At 51.9% G+C, this 20,386-nt stretch carries 22 protein-coding genes and 1 pseudogene; 10 read left to right on the forward strand and 13 right to left on the reverse strand.

The genetic code is table 11. The features are described 5' to 3' along the window. Positions 1-133: pseudogene (locus tag ACVBEJ_RS13930) on the forward strand (IS256 family transposase); the annotation flags it as partial. A 107-nt stretch (positions 134-240) separates the two neighbouring features. On the opposite strand, the gene ACVBEJ_RS13935 reads toward ACVBEJ_RS13930, so the two are convergent. From ACVBEJ_RS13935 to ACVBEJ_RS13950, 4 genes are read right to left on the reverse strand one after another with little or no spacing between them, the layout of a single operon-like run. Continuing rightward, positions 241-927 (reverse strand): RES domain-containing protein, encoded by a 687-nt coding sequence (locus tag ACVBEJ_RS13935; RefSeq protein ID WP_447130247.1) that lies wholly within the window; start codon positions 925-927, stop codon positions 241-243. Positions 928-937: 10 nt separating this feature from the next. Next, complete coding sequence (locus ACVBEJ_RS13940; protein WP_447130248.1) at positions 938-1,876, reverse strand: sce7725 family protein; 939 nt, start codon at positions 1,874-1,876, stop codon at positions 938-940. Between the two features lie 7 nt (positions 1,877-1,883). Then, positions 1,884-2,786, reverse strand: a complete 903-nt coding sequence (locus ACVBEJ_RS13945) for a sce7726 family protein (RefSeq protein WP_447130249.1) — start codon at positions 2,784-2,786, stop codon at positions 1,884-1,886. Positions 2,787-2,845: 59 nt separating this feature from the next. Continuing rightward, positions 2,846-3,154: a hypothetical protein gene (locus ACVBEJ_RS13950; RefSeq protein WP_447130250.1), complete on the reverse strand. Its 309-nt coding sequence runs from the start codon at positions 3,152-3,154 to the stop codon at positions 2,846-2,848. A 623-nt stretch (positions 3,155-3,777) separates the two neighbouring features. On the opposite strand from ACVBEJ_RS13950, the gene ACVBEJ_RS13955 reads away from it, so the two are divergent. The 9 genes from ACVBEJ_RS13955 (at position 3,778) to ACVBEJ_RS13995 (ending at position 11,433) form a co-directional block, all read left to right on the forward strand. Next, on the forward strand, positions 3,778-4,254 hold the full coding sequence (locus tag ACVBEJ_RS13955; protein ID WP_447130251.1) for a Na+/H+ antiporter subunit E: 477 nt from the start codon (positions 3,778-3,780) through the stop codon (positions 4,252-4,254). After that, entirely contained in the window at positions 4,251-4,517 is a 267-nt protein-coding gene (locus ACVBEJ_RS13960; protein ID WP_447130252.1) for a monovalent cation/H+ antiporter complex subunit F, read from the forward strand. Before ACVBEJ_RS13955 ends, ACVBEJ_RS13960 begins: the two co-directional genes overlap by 4 nt. A gap of 24 nt (positions 4,518-4,541) precedes the next feature. Further along, on the forward strand, positions 4,542-4,862 hold the full coding sequence (gene mnhG / locus ACVBEJ_RS13965) for a monovalent cation/H(+) antiporter subunit G (RefSeq protein ID WP_447130253.1): 321 nt from the start codon (positions 4,542-4,544) through the stop codon (positions 4,860-4,862). Beyond that, positions 4,862-5,839: a DUF4040 domain-containing protein gene (locus ACVBEJ_RS13970; RefSeq protein ID WP_447130254.1), complete on the forward strand. Its 978-nt coding sequence runs from the start codon at positions 4,862-4,864 to the stop codon at positions 5,837-5,839. Before mnhG ends, ACVBEJ_RS13970 begins: the two co-directional genes overlap by 1 nt. Next, positions 5,836-6,192, forward strand: a complete 357-nt coding sequence (locus ACVBEJ_RS13975; protein ID WP_447130255.1) for a cation:proton antiporter subunit C — start codon at positions 5,836-5,838, stop codon at positions 6,190-6,192. The genes ACVBEJ_RS13970 and ACVBEJ_RS13975 overlap by 4 nt, the downstream gene beginning before the upstream one ends. Beyond that, a complete protein-coding gene (locus tag ACVBEJ_RS13980) occupies positions 6,192-7,703 on the forward strand; it encodes a monovalent cation/H+ antiporter subunit D family protein (protein ID WP_447130256.1) in 1,512 nt (503 codons plus the stop codon). The genes ACVBEJ_RS13975 and ACVBEJ_RS13980 overlap by 1 nt, the downstream gene beginning before the upstream one ends. After that, positions 7,700-9,229, forward strand: coding sequence for a monovalent cation/H+ antiporter subunit D family protein (locus ACVBEJ_RS13985; RefSeq protein WP_447130257.1), 1,530 nt, complete (start codon positions 7,700-7,702; stop codon positions 9,227-9,229). The genes ACVBEJ_RS13980 and ACVBEJ_RS13985 overlap by 4 nt, the downstream gene beginning before the upstream one ends. A gap of 13 nt (positions 9,230-9,242) precedes the next feature. Further along, positions 9,243-9,509, forward strand: a complete 267-nt coding sequence (locus ACVBEJ_RS13990; RefSeq protein ID WP_447130258.1) for a hypothetical protein — start codon at positions 9,243-9,245, stop codon at positions 9,507-9,509. Between the two features lie 211 nt (positions 9,510-9,720). After that, positions 9,721-11,433 carry a Na(+)/H(+) antiporter subunit D gene (locus ACVBEJ_RS13995; RefSeq protein WP_447130259.1) on the forward strand — a complete coding sequence of 571 codons (1,713 nt, stop codon included), beginning with the start codon at positions 9,721-9,723 and terminating at the stop codon, positions 11,431-11,433. 9 nt (positions 11,434-11,442) lie between these two features. Here the strand turns inward: ACVBEJ_RS13995 and yghU are convergent, their stop codons facing one another. From yghU to rodA, 9 genes are all read right to left on the reverse strand, one after another. Next, positions 11,443-12,312 (reverse strand): glutathione-dependent disulfide-bond oxidoreductase, encoded by an 870-nt coding sequence (gene yghU, locus ACVBEJ_RS14000; protein ID WP_447130260.1) that lies wholly within the window; start codon positions 12,310-12,312, stop codon positions 11,443-11,445. Between the two features lie 37 nt (positions 12,313-12,349). After that, on the reverse strand, positions 12,350-13,366 hold the full coding sequence (locus ACVBEJ_RS14005; RefSeq protein ID WP_447130261.1) for a DUF2235 domain-containing protein: 1,017 nt from the start codon (positions 13,364-13,366) through the stop codon (positions 12,350-12,352). A 182-nt stretch (positions 13,367-13,548) separates the two neighbouring features. Beyond that, the gene (lipA, locus tag ACVBEJ_RS14010; protein WP_447130262.1) at positions 13,549-14,565 is read right to left on the reverse strand and encodes a lipoyl synthase; all 1,017 of its coding nucleotides are present in this window, start codon (positions 14,563-14,565) and stop codon (positions 13,549-13,551) included. 22 nt (positions 14,566-14,587) lie between these two features. Next, positions 14,588-15,274 carry a lipoyl(octanoyl) transferase LipB gene (gene lipB / locus ACVBEJ_RS14015; RefSeq protein ID WP_447130263.1) on the reverse strand — a complete coding sequence of 229 codons (687 nt, stop codon included), beginning with the start codon at positions 15,272-15,274 and terminating at the stop codon, positions 14,588-14,590. 85 nt (positions 15,275-15,359) lie between these two features. Next, positions 15,360-15,629: an HP0495 family protein gene (locus ACVBEJ_RS14020; RefSeq protein WP_447130264.1), complete on the reverse strand. Its 270-nt coding sequence runs from the start codon at positions 15,627-15,629 to the stop codon at positions 15,360-15,362. A 5-nt stretch (positions 15,630-15,634) separates the two neighbouring features. Next, entirely contained in the window at positions 15,635-16,804 is a 1,170-nt protein-coding gene (locus ACVBEJ_RS14025; protein WP_447130265.1) for a D-alanyl-D-alanine carboxypeptidase family protein, read from the reverse strand. 182 nt (positions 16,805-16,986) lie between these two features. Beyond that, a complete protein-coding gene (locus ACVBEJ_RS14030; protein WP_447130266.1) occupies positions 16,987-17,823 on the reverse strand; it encodes a septal ring lytic transglycosylase RlpA family protein in 837 nt (278 codons plus the stop codon). Between the two features lie 2 nt (positions 17,824-17,825). Continuing rightward, positions 17,826-18,827: a lytic murein transglycosylase B gene (mltB, locus tag ACVBEJ_RS14035; RefSeq protein ID WP_447130267.1), complete on the reverse strand. Its 1,002-nt coding sequence runs from the start codon at positions 18,825-18,827 to the stop codon at positions 17,826-17,828. A 181-nt stretch (positions 18,828-19,008) separates the two neighbouring features. After that, positions 19,009-20,136 carry a rod shape-determining protein RodA gene (gene rodA, locus ACVBEJ_RS14040; RefSeq protein WP_447130268.1) on the reverse strand — a complete coding sequence of 376 codons (1,128 nt, stop codon included), beginning with the start codon at positions 20,134-20,136 and terminating at the stop codon, positions 19,009-19,011. Positions 20,137-20,386: the final 250 nt, after the last annotated feature.

The following is a 20,386-nucleotide window of genomic DNA, read 5'->3' on the forward strand; positions in this document are numbered from 1 at the left end:
GTTGAAATTACTCTATGCTGGCGTCATCAACGCTTCGGAAAAATGGACACACCCCGTTCAAAACTGGAATCTGACGTTGTCGCAAATGGCGATTCATTTTGAAGGGCGGTTAGATGGAGCGCTGGATATTTAAAGCGCCACCGCGCTAAACTGACGCCGCTGTGACGGGCTGAAGGTTCTGAGGCCGCTTCGCGGAATCAGGTCCATCAGACCGGCGCAGTGGCCAACAAGCGAAGCGCGTTAGCTTCGATTTGGTGACACAGAATTTTGAACACCCTCAGCAAATTCACCGGTATGTGGACGAATTTCTGAAACTGCTGTTTCTGGGTTAGAGGCCAAATAAAGATAGGGAATCCCTGCTGGGTTTGCTCTTCCTTGTGAAGCCAATCTTTTTGGAGGAGCACCCATTTCGTCCACAGGGAACACCTTATCCTCTTTCTGAATTCTTGACCTATACCACTCACTCTCAAATTCATTAGACCTAACTAACAACTGATCTAATAATTCTCGGAGACGATATTCATCAAATTTGGTACTTGGGAAAAATCTATTTTCATGCATCAATTCTGCTTTAAGCTGTTCCCAATTATTTAATTGATCTGTCTCGCACAATGCAGACGGCACAAACTTTTTACGAACAATTTCACCATCATCTAAAATATCTGCAAGAAGCTGTTTAGCGTTTGCAACATCCATATTTGGAAACATTGCCCAGTCGCTCTTTAACCATTCTACTAAACTTTTTCCTCCCTCATCCTCACTATAAATATATACCAATGATTGAAAGTTATTTCTTAAATCATCTAACTTAATAAGCAAAACATCTTCATCTTGGCAATAGCTGCATTTCCCAGATTCAGCGCCATGAGAAGAAGATATACTATCATTTAGCCATCTATCACCAATGCAATTAGGGCAACACAACATCCCAACCTCACTAACTTGAAAAATAATTAGCTAAGGTTTCTATGTGGTGTTTCATAGATAGCTTCTTGACATACCCAAGGCCAGGGAAGTGCCCTCTCTTATGTAGATCAATAAACTCATTAACAGCCTCCGTTCTAAGAATATTATTCCCATCTCTTTGAAGCTCTCCAACCAGCTTCTCGAGTGCTTCTGCAAACTTACCAGCAGGGTCTTTAGGGTCATCCTGTCTTATCGATTTAAAATGATGGATATGCATTTCATCATCTTTATCTGGGTCGATAAATGTTAAATGAATTGCCACGGCATATGCAGGGCCACCAGATTCCGAATAATCATCTCCAACTATCAAAAAGTCACCAAACCCATCCATTCCTTCTTCATCGAAAGTAGCATGCAAGTCTGAAAAGAACTCTACCTCTGGGTGCTCACGATTAGTTCGCTTCTGGAAACCATCTCTTAGCAAAATCCTTTCCGCTTTTCGGAAATGCTTTTGATATAACTTTCCACAACTTTCATCGTGAAAAATATGACGAATAGTTGATACACTATTACCTATCGATCCAACAAGCAATCTTGCCTCGGAAAAACCGGCATGGATAAAAGTCACGTTTTGCTCTTGAAACTGACTATAAATGGATACAACGTCATCTACAGTTAACTCCTCCGTTAGCAAAATACCCGGAGAGATACCAGAATAGCTAACAAATTCATTTTGCATCAACGCTAATATGTTATTCCCATTATTTGAATGGTCTCCATGATACGGATTTACGATTACGACAGCTTCAGCGTCAGCATTCTGTATAGCAACAAGAGTCTTTTGCAATCCACCTAGAGCTTCCTTAACTGGCTCAATAATTGGGACAAATCCTGCTTTTTTTAAAGTTTCTACACTTTCTCTGATGGTAATAAGTTCATATTGTTTCCCTCTAAAATATGGATGGTACATAATTCAATCAATTCCATTTCAATGCTGTGTTAATTGGCGTATCCAATGCTTGGACAAGTTTATCGTGGTCCTTTTTACGCAACGATGTTGATAGCGCGGCCGCCTGTAAAGATATAGGAAGCGCATCCAACAACTCGGCTAAAGGCAGCAGGCTTCGGGTATCTCTCAATACCCTCACCATACCTTCATGAGCTTGGACTGGCTCCAAACTTATAAACTGCTCTCGCAACGCACTATACATTTTCGTATTTGGAAGAACAGGTATTTCAAAACCATAACTTTCTAGTATTTTTTTAGCTTCTCGCTGCTGAATAGCTTGAAATATAGCATCTGGGGAAACCCTCTCTGGCAAATCAAGAGCTTCACGAACAGTGGAAATTTGGTATCTATCTGATAACAACATCACACCAACATCGTCTGGCACTGAAGAGAGTACGGCATCAAGATGATTTTCCCCTGCAATAACATTAACTTTGGCAAATACCTGTCTATAAGAAATAATCTGTTTCTCTAAACGAGACAAAGAATCCCTTTCTGACTTAATTTCATAAACAGTTGAAGTACCATTAAGAATCACACTGTCTGCTTTGTTGTTACAAGCTCTAAACTCATTCAGCATCACCGCAGTCTGTAGAGAGTGTGTCCCTAGTAATACCTTGTGAGTTATAGCAGCCTTATATATATACTCGTGGCGATAGTGTTTTCTCTTTAAAAGAGAAAATGCGGCATCGAAAAGATGTCTTACTGAGTCATTAGGACTGGTTAAATCAAGAACTGATAACTCCTTTGCTAACCTAGCAAATAGTGAAGACCTACCTTTGTTTGCTAGCTCTCGAATCAAACCAGAAGAAAATAACCTAGAAACAGCCGAAAGTTGTTGATCTTCAAGAACTTTATACGCCACAGACATGATTAACCCACCCTTTTAACCATTCTAGATCATCTTGTTTTAATTACAAAGAACATAGTTCAGCTAGCTTCATCGTCTGGATACAGACTGTTATATATCTCGTATGCTTGGTTTCGGGCACTTAAAGCTAAATAGCTGGCAATTGCCTCCAAGCATAGAAACGTAATACCTTGCCAACTAGTGATAACAGTAGAAATTTGAACCCAATGTGTTTTAGACACATTGCCTTGAGCAATATGACCGAGTATCACCCCCATAGGGGCAATAATTATTGTGATGATGAAAGCTAGAAATAGGCTATTGCTGAACTTGAGCAGATAAGCAGCGTGCTCTTCTTGAGTTCTTCGTGACATGTCGCTGACTTTCATGTCTTCTCCTTGCGTTCTACCACGTCCACGGGAGGCCATAGGCTCCAGTTTTTGTAATAGAGGATTATATATGAAACTGGAGGAAGATATTACCACTCATCACCTAATAGACTGCACCTATCAAGATTGAGTGCTGCAAAGATGAATTCCGTAAAAATTGCGTATTAGATGGTGCGCTGTTGTACTCTATTGTGCTGTTCTGCTGTAGGTGCTCGAAATTTAGTTCAATTAATTCAATGATTTAAAAAATAACTTCAAGTTTCATAATGCTGGGGTCACTGGTTCAAGTCCAGTCATAGCTACCATATCTTTCAAAGGGTTACGTACGCGTAGCCCTTTTTGTTTCTCCCGAATGCGTGATTTTTGCGTGACCCTTTACGGGGCTTAGTCATCGGGCTTTTCAGTAGCGTTAGTGTCGGCGTCGATCCGCGCTCAAAACTCATCCTTTCCACAGCTCAATCAACTCCTCGATTTCTAGCACTCAATATCCACTCCGGCTTCGCACAGCGTCGGCGCACCCGAGAAGCGACACAACCCAAAGTGTCAACGCAAAGTATTCATTCCGGTTCAGATAGCTTATTATTGGTCAAAAAAACAACGAATATCCGGGTAGGGTGGTATCTATGCATATCGGCAAGTGGGCAGTCTTACTGTTTGTCTTCTGGTGTTTTCTTTCAGGGTACATTGAGCCATTACTGTTGAGTTTTGGTGCGGTATCTGTCGCCATTGTACTTTTCGTATTGCATCGAATGGATGCGGTTGATCAAGAACCGGAAGCAGTCGGCAATGGCCTCCAGATTATGCGTTACACCGCCTGGCTTCTGGGCCAGATCATGCAATCCAGCACTCATGTCACCAAATTGGTATGGGGCTCATCAAGCCAGGTTTCACCTTGTCTGGCGAAAATATCAGCGCAGGATGTGCCACCGGAAAATCGAGTGCTTTACGCCAATTCCATCACCCTCACCCCGGGCACACTGAGTGTCGACCTGGAAGACGGTGAGATTACTGTCCATGCGTTGCAAAAGGCGTCCATTGAGCAGCTGGAACAAGGCGATATGGAAAGGAAAATCACAGACATTTGGGGTGACAACAAATGACTGACGTTCTGGCAGCAGCCTGCATTGCTATTCTGGTGGTTATGGCAATTGCCCTGGCCAGAGCATTTAAAGCACCAACAGTTTATGACCGCATTCTGGGCGTCAATATGTTTGGCACCAAGACTGTGTTGTTTATTGCGGCAGTTGGTTTTTTGATGGGGCGGCCAGATTTTCTGGATATCGCTATTGTTTATGCACTTATAAATTTTATCGGGATGGTTGCGGTACTTCGCTTCTTTGAATACACCGCGCCGGCCGAATAACAACCCACACAACAACGGCAACACATGTTTATGGTAGATATTGTCAGCAGCATATTGCTTATTTCAGGGGTATTTTTTGGCTTCAGCGGCGCAGTCGGGCTGTTTAAATTCCCCGACTTCTTTACCCGTGTACACGCCGCCAGCGTCACCGATTCCATCGCCGCCATCTTGATTATTAGCGGTTTACTGCTGCAAACATCGTTCGACCTGAACACCGCCAAACTTGTATTTATTCTGATGTTTCTGATGATCACCAGCCCTACTGCCTCACACGCCCTGGCAAAATCTGCCCGCCATGGCGGGTTGCTGACACTGGCAGAAGAAAAACAGGAGCAAGCACGCTAATGGCCGAGTTGATTGATTTGGTGCTGCTGGCAATGCTTGCGCTCACCGCATTGCGAATTATTTTTTTGAAGGATTTATTTGCTGTGGTGATGCTGTTTGGCATCTACAGCTTTTTATCCGCCCTTATCTTTATCAACCTGGACGCGGTTGATGTCGCCTTTACCGAGGCTTCAGTGGGTGCGGGCATTTCCACTGTTTTGATGCTTGGAACGCTGGCATTAACAGGCCGCAAGGAAAAGAAAAACTCGCATTCTTCCCTGCTTCCCTTATTGGTTGTCACAGTCACGGGGGCAGCGTTGATTTACGGCACACTGGATATGCCGCCGTTTGGCGACCCGGACAACCCGGTACATCAGCACGTTGCTCCAAGATATATAGAAGAATCCCCCAGTGAAGTTGGCCTTCCCAACATGGTCACCTCGGTACTGGCAAGCTACCGTGCCTTCGATACCCTGGGTGAAGTGGTGGTGGTATTCTCGGCGGCAATCGGTGTGCTTGCCTTGCTCGGTATCCGGCGCAAGAAAGACAGTGACCTGGAGTCCGGCTTGAAAGAGCACAAAGTGCTTCATGTCATTGCCAAAATCGTAATTCCCCATGTGATTCTTTTCGCACTCTATGTTCAGTTTCATGGTGATTTTGGACCAGGAGGCGGTTTCCAGGCCGGAGTGATCGCAGCGGCGGCATTTATTTTATATGCCCTGGTATTCGGGCTGCCCAACGCCCTGGCTGTGGTTGGCCCCAAATTCCTGAAGTGGATGGCTTCTTTTGGTGTATTGCTGTACGCCGGGGTTGGCTTGGTCAGCATGATGAAAGGAGGCCAATTCCTTGACTACAACAAACTCGCCGCTGACCCAATCGCCGGCCAACACTACGGCATCATCATTATTGAGCTGGGCGTTGGCATTACCGTTTTTGCGGTGATGTTGAGTATTTTTTACGCCTTTAGCAGCCAGGCAGAGAGGTCAAACGTCCAGTGAGCTTTATTCTCGATTATTACAACTACTGGGTCGTCGTGTTTTTGATGATGGCCGGGTTTTATATTGTTATTTCAGCCAACAATCTGGTGAAAAAAATTGTCGGTCTGAATATTTTTCAAACCTCTGTCTTTATGCTTTATATCTCTATGGGTAAGGTCAGTGGAGGTACTGCACCCATTTTGGTGGAAGGCGTCAGCCTGTATTCCAACCCACTCCCCCATGTGTTGATTCTGACCGCGATTGTTGTTGGCGTAGCCACTACAGCGGTGGGGCTGTCGCTGATTGTGCGCATCAAGCGAGCCTATGGCACGGTTGAAGAAAATGAATTTCAGAACAAGGATGACGCCATCTAATGTTAGAACAACACTTGGCTGTACTCCCTGTCCTTCTGCCGTTAATCGCCGCCCCCATCACGCTGATTTTGGGTCGTTCGCTGTTGTCATGGGGCTTCGCCACCCTGGTGAGCGGATGCGCTTTTTTGGTATCCATGCAGCTGTTGGTCGCCGCGTTATCCGATGGTGTACTGAGCTACGCCGTTGGCGATTGGCCACCACCTTGGGGCATTGAATTGCGCATCGATGCCGTCAATGCCTTTGTCTTGCTGGCGGTGTCTGCCATTTCAACGCTGGTGCTGATTTATTCCAAAGACAGCATCGAAAAAGAAATCGAAAAGTCCAGGCATTCTCTGTTTTACACGGCCCATCTGCTCTGTCTGGCCGGCCTATCCGGAATTTTGATTACAGGTGATGCGTTTAACTTGTTTGTGTTCCTGGAAATTTCCTCGCTGGCTACCTACACATTGGTCAGCCTGGCGTCGGATCGACGCTGCCTGACGGCGGCGTTCCGCTATCTGGTGATGGGCACCATTGGTGCGACCTTTATTCTGATTGGTGTGGGCCTGCTGTATATGAAAACCGGCACCCTCAATATGCTGGATCTGGCCAGCCGAATCGACCTCTACGACAGCAGCCGCACCATCAACACCGGCCTGGCATTCATTATTGTCGGCGTCAGCATCAAGATGGCTCTATTCCCCCTGCATATGTGGTTACCACCCGCCTATACAGAGTCTCCTTCTGCGGTCAGCGCCTTTCTGTCAAGCACCGCAACCAAGGTCGCCGTGTATGTGATGATTCGTTTTATCTTCACTATTTTTGGGGTAGACCACGTATTTGAAGAAATGGGAATGGACATTATTTTGATGGCCCTGGCGGTTGTAGCCATCTTTAAATGCTCCTACATGGCAACCGTGCAAAGCAACGTTAAAACCGTATTGGCCTACAGCAGTGTGGCGCAAATTGGCTACATGATATTGGGCCTGAGTCTGGTCAGCGTAACCGGCTTGATGGCGGGCGTGATTCATATCTTCAACCACGCGCTTATGAAAGGTGCATTGTTTATGGCGGCTGGTGCGGTATTTTATCGGCTCGGCTCGGTGGACATTAAAGCCTTTAGAGGCCTGGGCCGACACATGCCTCTGACCATGGCAGCGTTTACCATCGCGGGTTTGAGTATTATCGGCGTACCACTGACTGTGGGCTTTGTCAGTAAGTGGTACCTGGTTACTGCAGCCCTTGAACAAAACCACTGGCTGATTGCAGCGCTTGTATTGGTGGGCTCTCTGCTTGCGGTGGTGTACGTTGGGCGCGTACTGGAAGCGGCCTATTTCAAAAAATTGCCCGAAAATATCGACCCAAACACCGTTAAAGAAGTGCCCGCGCTGATGCTGGTGCCGATGTGGATACTGGTACTGGCAAATATTTATTTTGGTATTGATACCAGCCTGACCACCGAAGCCGCCGGCAGCGCCGCCGAATGGTTGTTCCAGAATAACAGTGCCAGCGCAGCGGAGATGTCGAAATGAATCTCTGGCAAGCTGTCGAACCTTCTCAATTAATTGCGCTTTCCATCATAGTGCCGTTTATCGGTGCCTTACTGGTTGTGGCAACCGGCAAAAAACCCAATCTACGGGAAGCAGTGACGCTGGCCACTGCGGTCATTTTGTTCACCATCGTTTTGGCAATCACCGACCACACCATGCAGGGCTCTACTTTACAAGGGTCGGCACTTTCTCTGGATGTGATCGAGATTTTCCCCGGCCTGGGTTTGAACTTCGATGTAGAACCACTCGGCGTGCTGTTTGCACTGGTGGCCAGCTTTCTCTGGATTATTACCAGTATCTACGCCATTGGCTATATGCGTGGTCACCACGAAAAAAACCAGACCCGCTTTTTTTGCTGTTTCGCCTTGGCCATCAGTTCGGTCATGGCCATTTGCTTCTCCGGCAACCTGCTGACGCTGTTTGTATTTTACGAAGTACTGACGCTATCCACCTACCCACTGGTCACCCATGCGGGCAGCGACGCGGCCAAACGGGGCGGTCGAATCTATCTGGGTATTTTGCTCAGTACTTCTATTATCTTCCTGCTGTTCGCTGTGCTGGGCACCTATGTCCTCACCGGCACACTGGAGTTTCGACCGGGCGGCATTTTTGACGACTCCCACAGCAAGACTGTACTTGCCGTGTTGCTGGTGTTGTTCTGCTACGGCATCGGCAAGGCCGCCATTATGCCATTCCACCGCTGGTTGCCAGCGGCCATGGTTGCGCCGACACCGGTCAGCGCCCTGCTGCATGCGGTTGCCGTGGTAAAAGCCGGCGTGTTCAGTATTCTGAAAGTAGCGATCTATATCTTTGGCATCGATGGTCTGTCGGATCTCGCCACCACAGACATCATGCTCTACATCGCTACGGCAACGGTTCTGCTGTCGTCGTGCATCGCCATGACCAAAGATAACCTGAAAGCGCGGCTTGCCTATTCAACCGTCAGCCAGTTGAGCTATATCGTGGTGGGCGCCCTGCTCGCTTCTTCCGTTGCCGCAGCCGGTGCCGCACTGCACATTGCCACCCACGCTGTGGGCAAAATTACCTTGTTCTTCTGTGCTGGCGCGATAATGGTGGCCAGCCACAAAAAGAATATCAGTGACATGGTGGGCCTGGGCCGGCAAATGCCCCTGACTATGGCGGCGTTTGCCATTGGTGCCATCAGTATCATCGGCCTGCCTCCCATGGCGGGCACCTGGAGCAAATGGTACCTGACCATTGGCGCGTTAGAAGCAGACAAACTGATTGTGGTTGCCGCGCTGATGATCAGCTCGCTGCTCAATATCGCGTATTTGCTGCCGATTCCCATCAAAGCGTTTTTCAACACCCAAGGTGAAGGTGCAACAGCCTGGTCCTGGGCCGAGACCAAAGAAGCGCCTCTGCCCATGCTCATTGCGTTGGGAGTGACCTCTTTCGGGTGCCTGGCCCTGTTCTTCTATCCTCAGCCGCTGATTGATCTCATCAATTTGATTCCAGGTGTCTCTACCACCGTCAGTTTCTACGAATAAGGGAGAAGGCTAAATGTCTGATCATCACGATTCCGATGGCTGGTTCGATAAGCCAGAAAACGTGCGCAAGATACTCAAAGTGTTTTATGTACTTTGCGCGTTATTGGTGATCGCGGACTTTATTGTGCACCGCCACATTTACCACAGCTGGGAAAATGTGCCTGCCTTTTACGCCATTTACGGCTTTGTGGGCTGTTCTATTCTGGTGTTTGTGGCGAAATGGATGCGATCGTTTTTGATGCGTGGGGAAAATTACTATGAAGATGAAGAACTACGATGAATAGTCATCGCTGTCCCACAAACTTCAAAAGCCTGAATTGGGTATTGATTGATGTGACCGTGGCCAGCATGGATGCTGGCCTCGAGCCTCCAGGGAAGGGTCTACGGCGTGTCACAGCAAGCAATACCCAATTCAGGCCTACCAATAAACCAGAACGTCTTATCAACCGAGCACACCCAGTCTCAAGCTCGTTTTTTATGGGGCAGCGGCAATGAATAGTGTTATCCCTTTTCTGCCATTAATGCTGGCAGCCCTGGCAGCGCTTTTTCTGCGAGGCTGGGCACGCAATATCATTATGCTGGTCGCCCCGATTGTTGGTGGCCTCAACTTGCTGGGCCTGGAGCACGGTGTGTTCTGGTCCATGGAGTTTATGGGCTATGCCCTGGAACCTGTAAAAGTAGACAAACTCAGTCTGATGTTTGGCTACCTGTTTCATATCGCCGCCCTGATTGCGGTGATTTATGCCCTTCATGTAAAAGACACCACGCAACACGTGGCCGGGCTATCCTATGCGGGCAGCGCTGTCGGTGCTGTATTTGCAGGGGATTTGCTCACGCTGTTTGTCTTCTGGGAACTGCTGGCACTGACCTCGGTGTTTCTGATATGGGCAAGAAGAACAGACCGCGCCTACTCGTCCGGTGTTCGCTACCTGATTTTTCAGGTGCTGTCCGGTGTATTGTTGCTGGCGGGGTTGCTAATTTTTGCGCAAGTAAACAACAGCTTGTTGTTTACCGACATTGGTTTGCAACATGAGGGTATCGCCCAAATTGGCGCCTGGTTGATCTTCCTGGCGTTCGGCATCAAGAGCGCGTTCCCGTTTGTCCATAACTGGCTTACCGATGCCTACCCGGAAGCCACTCCCAGCGGCACCATTTTCCTCGCATCCTTTACCACCAAAGTGGCGGTGTATGCCTTCGCACGGGCCTACGCCGGTGAAGAAATTCTGGTTTGGATTGGCGTCACCATGGCCTGCTTTCCGATCTTCTACGCGGTGATCGAAAACGATCTGCGCCGGGTACTGGCCTACAGCCTGATTAACCAGATCGGCTTTATGATTGTGGGCATCGGTATTGGTACCTCCCTGGCCCTAAACGGCGCTGTGGCTCACGCCTTTAACGACGTGATTTTTAAAGGTCTGTTGATGATGACCATGGGTGCGGTGCTGTACAAAACCGGCAAAATCAATGGCTCGGAACTGGGCGGCCTGTACAAGAGCATGCCGAAAACTACCATACTCTGTATTGTTGGTGCCGCGTCTATTTCGGCATTTCCGTTGTTCAGTGGCTTTGTCTCAAAATCGATGATAATGGCGGCGGCGGTAAAAGAAGGCTACGACTATGTGTGGTTGCTGTTGTTGTTTGCAGCGGCAGGTGTGTTTCACCACGCGGGCATCAAGATTCCTTACTTTGCCTTCTTTGCCCACGATTCCGGCATTCGCACTACAGAAGCACCAAAGAATATGCTGATCGCCATGACCCTGGCCGCTATTGCCTGTGTGGTGCTCGGCTCGTTTCCGGCGCAAACCGTTTATGCCCTGTTGCCCTGGGAGCATAACTATCAGCCATACGACGTCACCCACGTACTGACCCAACTGCAACTGTTGTTCTTCTCGGCTGCAGCGTTTGTGTGGCTAAACCTGTACAAGCTGTACCCACCGGAGCTGCCATCAACCAACCTGGATGCGGATTGGCTATACCGCAAACTGGCTCCGGCTTTCATCCAGCGAATTGCCAGTGCGGTCTACGGTATTTACGAGAGTATCGAAAAATCCATTGTCGCATCCATCAGGCAAATCATTCAAAATTCTTACGATGCTGAGGAAAACAAGCCCAAAGGTTATTTTGCCCGGCTGTGGCCAACGGAGACCATGGTAGTTTGGGTGGCCGGATTGTTGGCGGCTTTTTTGGTGTTCTACTACATTTAGAGCAACCAATCAGTCCTGTTGAAATTCATCCTCGGTGCAACTGAGAAAGTCCTCGGCGCTGTGCCGCTCTGGTAACTGTTCTTCCGGCTCACCCCAGGTGCGATTGACCATGCGCCCACGCTGCACCGCCGGGCGAGCGTCAATAGCTTGCGCCCAGCGCTTGACGTGCTGGTAACTGGCCACATCCAAAAATTCCGCCGCATCGTACAAACGGCCCAGCACCAGGGCACCGTACCAGGGCCAGGTGGCTATATCGGCGATGCTGTAGTCGTCACCGCAAAGGTAAGTGTTGTCCGCCAGGCGGCGATCCAGCACATCCAGCTGGCGCTTCACCTCCATGGTGAAACGGTCGATGGGATACTGCCACCTCTCCGGGGCGTAGCTGTAAAAATGACCAAAACCGCCCCCCAAATAAGGCGCACTGCCCATTTGCCAGAACAGCCAGGACAGGCACTCATGGCGCTTTTCCGGGGCGGGTAAAAAGGCATCAAATTTTTCCGCCAGATACAGCAGGATGGCGCCGGATTCAAAAACCGGCACCGGCTCGGCACCGCTGCGGTCCACCAGTGCCGGAATTTTTGAATTGGGGTTGATGGCCACAAAGCCGCTGCTGAACTGGTCGCCATCGGTAATGCTGATGGGGTAGGCATCGTATTCGGCACCGCTGTGGCCAGCCGCCAACAGCTCCTCCAACATCACCGTTACCTTGACACCATTGGGCGTTGCCAGGGAGTGCAGTTGCAGCGGATTGTCACCCACCGGCAAGTCCTTGTCGTGGGTGGCACCGGCTATGGGGCGGTTGATGCTGGCGAACTCGCCGCCGTTTTCAGCCTCCCAGGTCCAGACTTTGGGTGGAATGTACTTCGCTGACTGATCCATTCTGCTTCCTCGTTATAAATAATTTATGTAAGACCACTTACCAGCCATTTTGATCAATGTAATGTCGCAGGTTTTTCGGTCGATAACTGTCGTCCTGCTGCCAGCGCTGTTTCACGGAAGGGTGTATCAATACGCTGCCGAAACCGTGGTCGATGGGCCGTAAAAAACGTTTCCGCACTCGATAGAAGCTGCGCCTTGACGGGTGCAGGCGCGCCAGTGGGTTGTTGCTGATGTTATTGAGCAAATGGGATTCCACTCCCAGGCCATGCCCCCTGGCCTCCGCCAGCATCCAGCGCAGGGCGTGGTCAGACAACAGGCTGCCATCGCCATCGGGTTTCTGGCTGCCACCCACATCGCTGTGGGAACCGGCAAACCACATTTGCTGCAAGTCCAGGTTCTCACGGGGCTGCCAGACGGTGGGTTCAAAATCGCTGCGCTGTTCATCAATGGCCAGGGCGTGGCGGGCAACGCTGACATTGCGGCCCAGTTTGGTGTCGTAAAACTCGTCTTTGTCATCGAACAGGCCGAGGAACGACAGGGGAATACCCATGGCACCCACGGTGTCCCACACGCCGACAAAGGTCACTTGCCGGGAGCGATGACTGTGAGCACGGCGAAAAGCCACCGAATTTTCACCCCTGGGAGCGTTGCGTGCACCAGACTTTTTATAGAGCTTGAACGCCTCGGCAATCAGGGCAGCATCCGGCCTTTTGAGAATACCGCAGTTGTTGATCATGCCGCACAAGCTGCGCACGGTGTAGGCGCCGCGACTGAAACCAAACAACCATATCTCGTCCCCCGGCGCGTAGTTCTGCACAATGTAGCGGTAGTTGTCGACGATATTTTTGTGCAGCCCCTTGCCGGTGATGCCACCGGATATGCGGCTTTCGTAACTGCCTACGCCCCAGTCATAAAACACCTGCTGCCCGGCACCATCCGCCGCTACCGGACGAATGGCCCGAGCCAGTTTGAGCACATTGGTGGGGAAGTCTTTGGCGGGATCCTGCTCCGGGCGATTCCAGGTGCCGTCGGCACAGATAACGATGCGTTTCACTGCGTTCTCCTTGTGATTTCCTGTATCACAAAGAGTAGCATACGGCTGCGAGCGTCGGGCTGCGGGCCGCGAGCAGAATGGCACTTACTTAAACAGCGTTGAAGCACATGGATTCCCGCCTTCGCGGGAATGACGAGAATTACGCTCGGGCAGCTCGCCGCTCGTAGCCCGAAGCTCGCAGCTTATTTAACGGTTTCCCCATGCGCCTGTTTATCAGCGTGGTAAGAGGAGCGCACCAACGGCCCACTGGCCACATGTTTGAAGCCGATGGAATAGGCGTATTCGGCGTACTCCTCAAATTCATCCGGGTGCACAAAGCGATCTACCGGCAGGTGGTCTTTGGAGGGTTGCAGGTACTGGCCCACCGTGAGCATGTCAATATCGTGTTCACGCATTTCGTAGAACACTTCCAGCAGTTCATCCCTGGTTTCACCCAGGCCCACCATCAGGCCGGATTTGGTGGGCACCTTGGGGTTGAGCCGGCCATATTCCTGCAACAACTTCAGCGACCACTTGTAATTGGCACCGGGGCGCGCCTCGCGGTACAGACGGGGGATGGTTTCCAGGTTGTGATTGAACACATCCGGTGGCGTGGCACTGAGAATATCCAGCGCCGGTTCCATGCGGCCGCGAAAATCCGGCACCAGAATTTCCACTTCCAGGTTGGGGGACAAAATGCGCGCTTCGCGAATGCAGTCAGCGTAGTGCTGGGCACCGCCATCGCGCAGATCGTCGCGATCCACGGAAGTGATCACCACGTACTTGAGCTTCATGTCGGCGATGGCTTTGGCCAGGTTCAGCGGTTCGTCCACATCCAGCGGATTGGGTTTGCCGTGGCCCACATCGCAGAACGGGCAGCGACGGGTGCAGATGTCGCCCATAATCATAAATGTGGCGGTGCCGCCGCCAAAACACTCGCTGAGGTTGGGGCAGTTGGCTTCTTCACACACAGTGGAGAGCTTATGGTTGCGCAGGGTCTTTTTGATCTCTGCCACTTTCGGCGAACTGGACATGCGCACCCGAATCCAGTCCGGCTTACGCTGGTAACTGTCGGTGGCAACCACCTTCACCGGAATCAGTTCCACCTTGTCCGCATCCCGCAGTTTTTCGCCCTGCACCCGGCGGCGGGTCTTGCGCACCGGTTGCAGTTTGGCAGCGTCTACGGCCAGTTCTTCATCGTTGCGGGTGAGGTCTGTCATGTTGTGTCTCTGCTGTGGCGGATTACGCTTCGCTAATCCGCCCTTCAAGTATTTCACCGGGCTGATCGGCATACTGCCAACCATCAAAGCCCAGGTTGTCGGCCATACGTCCGACAAGCTGTTCTTCCAGCGCGCCATAGCTGGGCAGGCCGCACTGTACCAGGTCTTTCATTTGCACCATTTTCAGGCCAGCGTAACCGCAGGGGTTGATGCGGGTGAAGGGCGACAAATCCATATCGATATTAAACGCCAGGCCGTGATAGCTTTTGCCCTTGCGCACCCGCAGTCCCAGCGAGGCAATTTTGTCGTCATTGACATACACCCCGGGGGCATCCGCTTTGGGGGCGGCGACAATACCATAAGGGGCCAGGGTTTCCACTATGCTCTGCTCAATGGCGCTCACCAATTGGCGCACCCCCAGACCTTGCCGACGCAAATCCACCATGGGATAAGCGACAATCTGGCCGGGGCCGTGGTAAGTCACCTGGCCGCCGCGATCCACTTGCACTACCGGGATATCTCCCGGCATCAGCACATGTTCCGCTTTGCCCGCCTGCCCCTGGGTAAACACCGGGTCGTGCTGTACCAGCCAGATTTCGTCGCGGGTAGCCTCGTCGCGACTGTCGGTAAACGCCTGCATAGCGGCAAACACCGGCGCATAGGGCTGGCGGCCGAGCTGACGGACTGTGATAGTTTTATCAGCTGTCATTCTGAGCGTAGCGAAGAATCCCGTACTTCGCATTTGTAAAGAGATCCTTCGCTTCGCTCAGGATGACAGTGGGCAAATGACTGCATCAAATCACCATATGCACCATAGGGTGCTCTTTGAGATCGGCGAAAATGGCTTCCAGCTGGGGCTTGCCGGTGCAGATGATAGTGGCGGTTATGGCCTGAAAAGTGCCCTTGCTGCTGTCGCGCACGGTCACCCGGCTGGCATCGAAATCGTCCACGTGGCGCTGCATCACTTCCAGTACAAAAGCGTGAAAATCCGGGTGCGCCTTGCCCATTACCTTGATGGGGTAATCGCAGGGGAACTCTATTTTCGGAGCGTCTTGCTGTTCCATGGCGATCAACTGAAGATACCCACGAAAAACAATTTGATGCTGTCCCACATGCGGGCAAAAAAGCCCGCTTCGGGAATTTCGCGGTCCGCCACCAAAGGCAGTTCGCGCAACACTTCGCCATCGTAGCTGACGGTGACCGTACCCAATTGTTGGCCCAGGGCCACCGGCGCCTCGATCAGTTCCGGGGCATTGACGTTAATATCCAGCTTTTTGGCAGCGCCGTAGGGCACGGTCAGTTGGGTTTCTTCCGCCACCACCAGGTTGATGTGCTCACCCTCGCCGTACCACACCCGGGCATTTTCCTGCATCACCTGCTGGGCGCTAAAAACCCTGGCGCTCTCGAAATAACGGAAACCGTAGGACAGCAGTTTTTGCGATTCACTGGCGCGAGCTTCGTCGCTGTCGGTACCCATCACCACGGCAATAAGGCGCATGCCATCGCGCAGCGCAGAGGATACCAGGCAGTAGCCCGCCGCCTCGGTGTGGCCGGTTTTGATGCCATCCACCGACTTGTCGCGCCACAACAGGCGGTTGCGGTTGGGCTGGGGTTTGTCGATGTTGTACTTGAAGTATTTTTCCGAATAGATGGCGTAGTGTTCCGGGTGATCCCGAATCAGCGCCCGCGCCAGCAGCGACAGGTCGTAGGCGGTGGTAAGGTGCCCTTCCGCCGGCCAGCCGGTGGCGTTTTCGTAGTTGGTGTTGTTCATGCCCAGCAGTTGCGCCTGCTGATTCATTACATCGGCAAAGGCGCCTTCACTGCCCGCCACGTATTCCGCCAGCGCCACGGAAGCGTCGTTGCCGGACTGGATAATCACCCCGCGCAGCAGGTCGATCAGTTTGACCTCGGTACCTTCGCGCACAAACATTTTGGAGCCACCCATACGCCACGCCTTGACGCTGATGGGCACCATATCCTGCTCGTTGATTTTGCCCTGGTGGATATCTTTGGAGACGATGTAACTGGTCATCATCTTGGTAAGGCTGGCGGGCTCCAACTGTTCGTTGGCGTTGTGTTCCACCAGAATCTCACCGGTGTCCGCATCCACCAGAATCCAGGCCTTGGCAGACAGCTCCGGGGGGGCAGGAGTGATGGCAGTGACCAGTGGCGTCAGCAGGCAGAAAAAAGCAGCCAGCAGAATGTTACGACCCGTGCGGTGGTTGGGTAACTTGATCATGGCGGTTCCTTGAAATAGCAGGATGCAGATGTTTGATATGTCATCCTGAACCCAGTGAAGGATCTCGAACAGCCAGGCAAGGAGATCCTTCGCTATGCTCAGGATGACAGACGGCAAGAGCATCTAAAAATCGGCGGCAATTCTACCACGTATGGAAAGCGGGAATCAGTGAAACAGAACCGTCAAAACTGAACCAAAAATGGAGATAGTTTTTCCTTTTGGCGCACCAGTGCTTTAAGGCGTTGCTGGTCTTCATGCCCAACCACCGGGCCAATCAGTACCTTGTACAGCAATCCTTTTGGCCCTTCGTTAATGGTCATCAGCACCGGGTAGTCCGCCCAGCGGCGCAACCTCGCCTGCATCTGCAACGCGGGCCTGGCTTTGGAAAAAGCCGCCAGTTGCAGGTAGCTGCCCTTTTCCATGGGTTTGCCGGTTCGCGCAGGTCTCACCGGTTCGGCCTGCACCTGCGCCCGGGGCCGAGCCCCCACGGGATCGATGTATTCCACCTCCACTTGCGCCAGGCCATCATCGGCAAAATCCAGCTTCTTGGCGGCGGCGTAAGACAGGTCGATCAAACGGTCGTGCAAAAACGGCCCGCGATCATTCACCCGCACCACCACCTGACGGTTGTTTTCCAGGTTGGTGACTTTGACGTAGGCGGGGATTTTCAAGGTTTTGTGAGCGGCGCTCATGGCGAACATATCGTAGGTTTCGCCGTTGGCAGTGGGCCTGCCGTGGAATTTGCTGCCATACCAGGACGCCATACCGCGCGCCTTGTAGCCACGATTATCCGGCAGCAGGTGGTAGGTTTTACCCAGGGCGCGATAGGGGTTGGTGTTACCGGCGCGAGTGATGGGCTCCACTCTGGGAACCGCATCGGGAATCTGGCTGACATCTCTGTCCTGGCGCGGCGGGCGATCGTCCTTGTAATAGTTGGAGCTTTCGCAGCCGCCCAGCAACAGGGCTGCCGCCAGCGGCCACAGATAAACTTGAAGGTGTGTGCAATGGCTTTTCCGCAAGGTTATTTCTCTGCGAGGTGAGGTTCCATGCGTTCGCGAATCGCCTGGCTCACCTGATACACCGCCATGGCGTACATATTGCTGCGGTTATAGCGGGTAATCACGTAGAAGTTGTGCAGGCCAAACCAGAACTCAACACCATTTTGACCGTCCAGCTTGATGGCCGAAGCCATGGCGTCCGGAGAGGCAAATTCCACGGGGAAGTAACCGTGTTCACTGAACTCCAGAATGGTGCGATCCGGTTTCAAACCCTTGGTGACCACATCGGGGGAGTAATCCGGCTTCAGTTTGACACGGGTGGCCACCGGCTCGCCGTCTTGCCAGCCGTGTTCGGCGAAGTAATTGGCGACACTGCCAATGGCGTCGGTGGTGTTGTTCCAGATATCGGCAAAACCGTCGTTGTCGTAATCCACCGCGTAGGCGCGATAGCTGCTGGGAATAAACTGACCAAAGCCCATGGCACCGGCGTAGGAGCCTTTCAGAGCCAGTGGGTCCTGATTTTGCTCCCGCGCCAACAGCAGGAAGTGTTCCAGCTGTTTGGTGAAAAAGCGGCTGCGTTTGGGGTAGTCAAAGGCCAGGGTAGAAAGCGCATCCAGCACCCGGAAAGAGCCTTTATTGCGGCCGTAGTAGGTTTCCACACCGATAATGGCAACGATCATCGCCGGGTCTACGCCATAATCTTTCTTGGCACGCATCAGGGCATCGGCATTTTCACGCCAGAACTGGGTGCCCAGGTCGATGCGTTTACTGGTGTAAAAAATTTTGCGGTAATCGCGCCAGGGTTTGACCTTCTCGGCAGGTCGGGTCATGGCATCGATAATGCTCTGCTTGTACTCCGCCTGGGCAAACAAGCGGCGCAGCTCGGTGGCCTTGAAGTCGTGTTCTTCCACCATAAGGCCAATAAACGCCTCGGCCTGGGGGTTGCCCAGATAATTTTTTGCCTGAACTCCGGCAGACACCAGCAGCGTCAGAGCCACCAAAAGCGTTACAACAGGTTTATTCACCGAAAAATCTCCCTCAATTAAAACTATAGGACGCTTTTAAAAATGCTCTATTTTCGTGAGAGCAAGGCGGCAACGCACGGAGACCCGCAGTGTATATGCAATACATGAGGAGGCGCCTCATCATAGACAAACAGTGTTGCCAACACCGCTATCGCGGAAATAGTGCATTTTTAGGAGTGTCCTAGCGTTTGTCGACACAAACGGCCATAAGCATACCAAACCCGAGCATCAGGGTCACAATGGAAGTACCCCCATAGCTCACCAGGGGTAAGGGCACACCAACAACTGGCAAAACGCCAGACACCATACCCATGTTGACCGCAACATAGACAAAAAAGGTCAACGCAATACTGCCCGCCAGCAAACGACCGAACATTTTGCTGGCGCGCAGAGCCAAAAACAGGCATCGCCCGACAATCAGCAAATACAAGCCCAGCAGACTCAACACCCCCGCCAGGCCAAATTCTTCACTGAATACAGCGATAATAAAATCTGTGTGAGGCTCTGGCAAAAAGTCCAGTTGCGATTGCGTACCCTGCATCCAGCCCTTGCCCTGCCAGCCACCGGAACCAATAGCGGTAGTGGACTGAATAATATTCCAGCCGGAGCCGAGTTTGTCCGCCTGGGGGTCGAGCAAGGTGAGAATGCGCTGTTTCTGATAATCGTGGAGCAAAAACACCCAAAACAACGGAACGGCTGCCATAGCCAACAGGCCGGCACCGAACATATAACGCTTGTGCAGCCCCGCCAGGAAAAGTGCAAAAAAACCGGAGGCAAAAATCAGCAGTGCTGTGCCCAGGTCCGGTTGCAACCCAACCAACAGGGCGGGCAGCAGCATCATCAACAGCGCTGCCAACAGATAGCGAAACCTGGGGGGCAAATGTCGCTGGCCCAGATAGCTGGCCAACATCAGCGGCACCGCCACTTTCATAATTTCTGAAGGCTGAAAGCGAAAACCACCCAACTCCAGCCAGCGTTGCGCGCCCTTGGCCCCCACCCCAAAAAACAACACTGCCACCAACAGCAGCAAACCAACGGCGTAGGGCAACAACGCCCAGCGCGCCAACAACCGCGGCGACAACTGCGCTGTAACCAGCATCACCGCAAAGCCCACCCCGTAAAACACCATCTGCCGCTTCAGATAGTGCTGACTCTGTTCACTGGCACTGTACAACACCATCAAGCCGATGCCACACAGCAGCATCAACAACAGAATCAGCGGCAAATCCAGGTGCAACTTCTGCCAGCGGTTGTTGCGATACATACCGGTACTGTGCTGGCGCAAATGGCGGACAAAGTCGTTTTGCATGCGTTCTTAATCCGGCATGAGCACGATGACACCTGCTGTGACTCGCCGTGAACCCGTCCATGGGGGCTCGTCGCCAGCATCCATGCTGGCCAGGGTCACAACAGGTGCCATCGTAGTCATGCCTAACTGTTGGAGTGCAAACATAGTAATAGATACAACATATTCCACCGAAGCGAGCGGGCGGGGGGGGGGGGGGGGGGGGGGGGGGGGGGGGGGGGGGGGGGGGGGGGGGGGGGGGGGGGAGGGGGGG

Source organism: Porticoccus sp. GXU_MW_L64, assembly GCF_052983295.1.

Excerpts from the sequence above, each read along its gene's own strand:
- ACVBEJ_RS14025 (WP_447130265.1), bottom strand. The coding sequence starts at position 16,804 with ATGATCAAGTTACCCAACCACCGCACGGGTCGTAACATTCTGCTGGCT.
- lipA (WP_447130262.1), bottom strand. The coding sequence starts at position 14,565 with ATGACAGACCTCACCCGCAACGATGAAGAACTGGCCGTAGACGCTGCC.
- ACVBEJ_RS13960 (WP_447130252.1), top strand. The coding sequence starts at position 4,251 with ATGACTGACGTTCTGGCAGCAGCCTGCATTGCTATTCTGGTGGTTATG.
- ACVBEJ_RS13940 (WP_447130248.1), bottom strand. The coding sequence starts at position 1,876 with ATGTACCATCCATATTTTAGAGGGAAACAATATGAACTTATTACCATC.
- ACVBEJ_RS13970 (WP_447130254.1), top strand. The coding sequence starts at position 4,862 with ATGGCCGAGTTGATTGATTTGGTGCTGCTGGCAATGCTTGCGCTCACC.
- ACVBEJ_RS13985 (WP_447130257.1), top strand. The coding sequence starts at position 7,700 with ATGAATCTCTGGCAAGCTGTCGAACCTTCTCAATTAATTGCGCTTTCC.
- ACVBEJ_RS13935 (WP_447130247.1), bottom strand. The coding sequence starts at position 927 with ATGTTGTGTTGCCCTAATTGCATTGGTGATAGATGGCTAAATGATAGT.
- ACVBEJ_RS13945 (WP_447130249.1), bottom strand. The coding sequence starts at position 2,786 with ATGTCTGTGGCGTATAAAGTTCTTGAAGATCAACAACTTTCGGCTGTT.
- ACVBEJ_RS13950 (WP_447130250.1), bottom strand. The coding sequence starts at position 3,154 with ATGAAAGTCAGCGACATGTCACGAAGAACTCAAGAAGAGCACGCTGCT.
- rodA (WP_447130268.1), bottom strand. The coding sequence starts at position 20,136 with ATGCAAAACGACTTTGTCCGCCATTTGCGCCAGCACAGTACCGGTATG.
- ACVBEJ_RS13980 (WP_447130256.1), top strand. The coding sequence starts at position 6,192 with ATGTTAGAACAACACTTGGCTGTACTCCCTGTCCTTCTGCCGTTAATC.
- ACVBEJ_RS14020 (WP_447130264.1), bottom strand. The coding sequence starts at position 15,629 with ATGGAACAGCAAGACGCTCCGAAAATAGAGTTCCCCTGCGATTACCCC.
- ACVBEJ_RS13955 (WP_447130251.1), top strand. The coding sequence starts at position 3,778 with ATGCATATCGGCAAGTGGGCAGTCTTACTGTTTGTCTTCTGGTGTTTT.
- mnhG (WP_447130253.1), top strand. The coding sequence starts at position 4,542 with ATGTTTATGGTAGATATTGTCAGCAGCATATTGCTTATTTCAGGGGTA.
- ACVBEJ_RS13990 (WP_447130258.1), top strand. The coding sequence starts at position 9,243 with ATGTCTGATCATCACGATTCCGATGGCTGGTTCGATAAGCCAGAAAAC.
- lipB (WP_447130263.1), bottom strand. The coding sequence starts at position 15,274 with ATGACAGCTGATAAAACTATCACAGTCCGTCAGCTCGGCCGCCAGCCC.
- ACVBEJ_RS13995 (WP_447130259.1), top strand. The coding sequence starts at position 9,721 with ATGAATAGTGTTATCCCTTTTCTGCCATTAATGCTGGCAGCCCTGGCA.
- yghU (WP_447130260.1), bottom strand. The coding sequence starts at position 12,312 with ATGGATCAGTCAGCGAAGTACATTCCACCCAAAGTCTGGACCTGGGAG.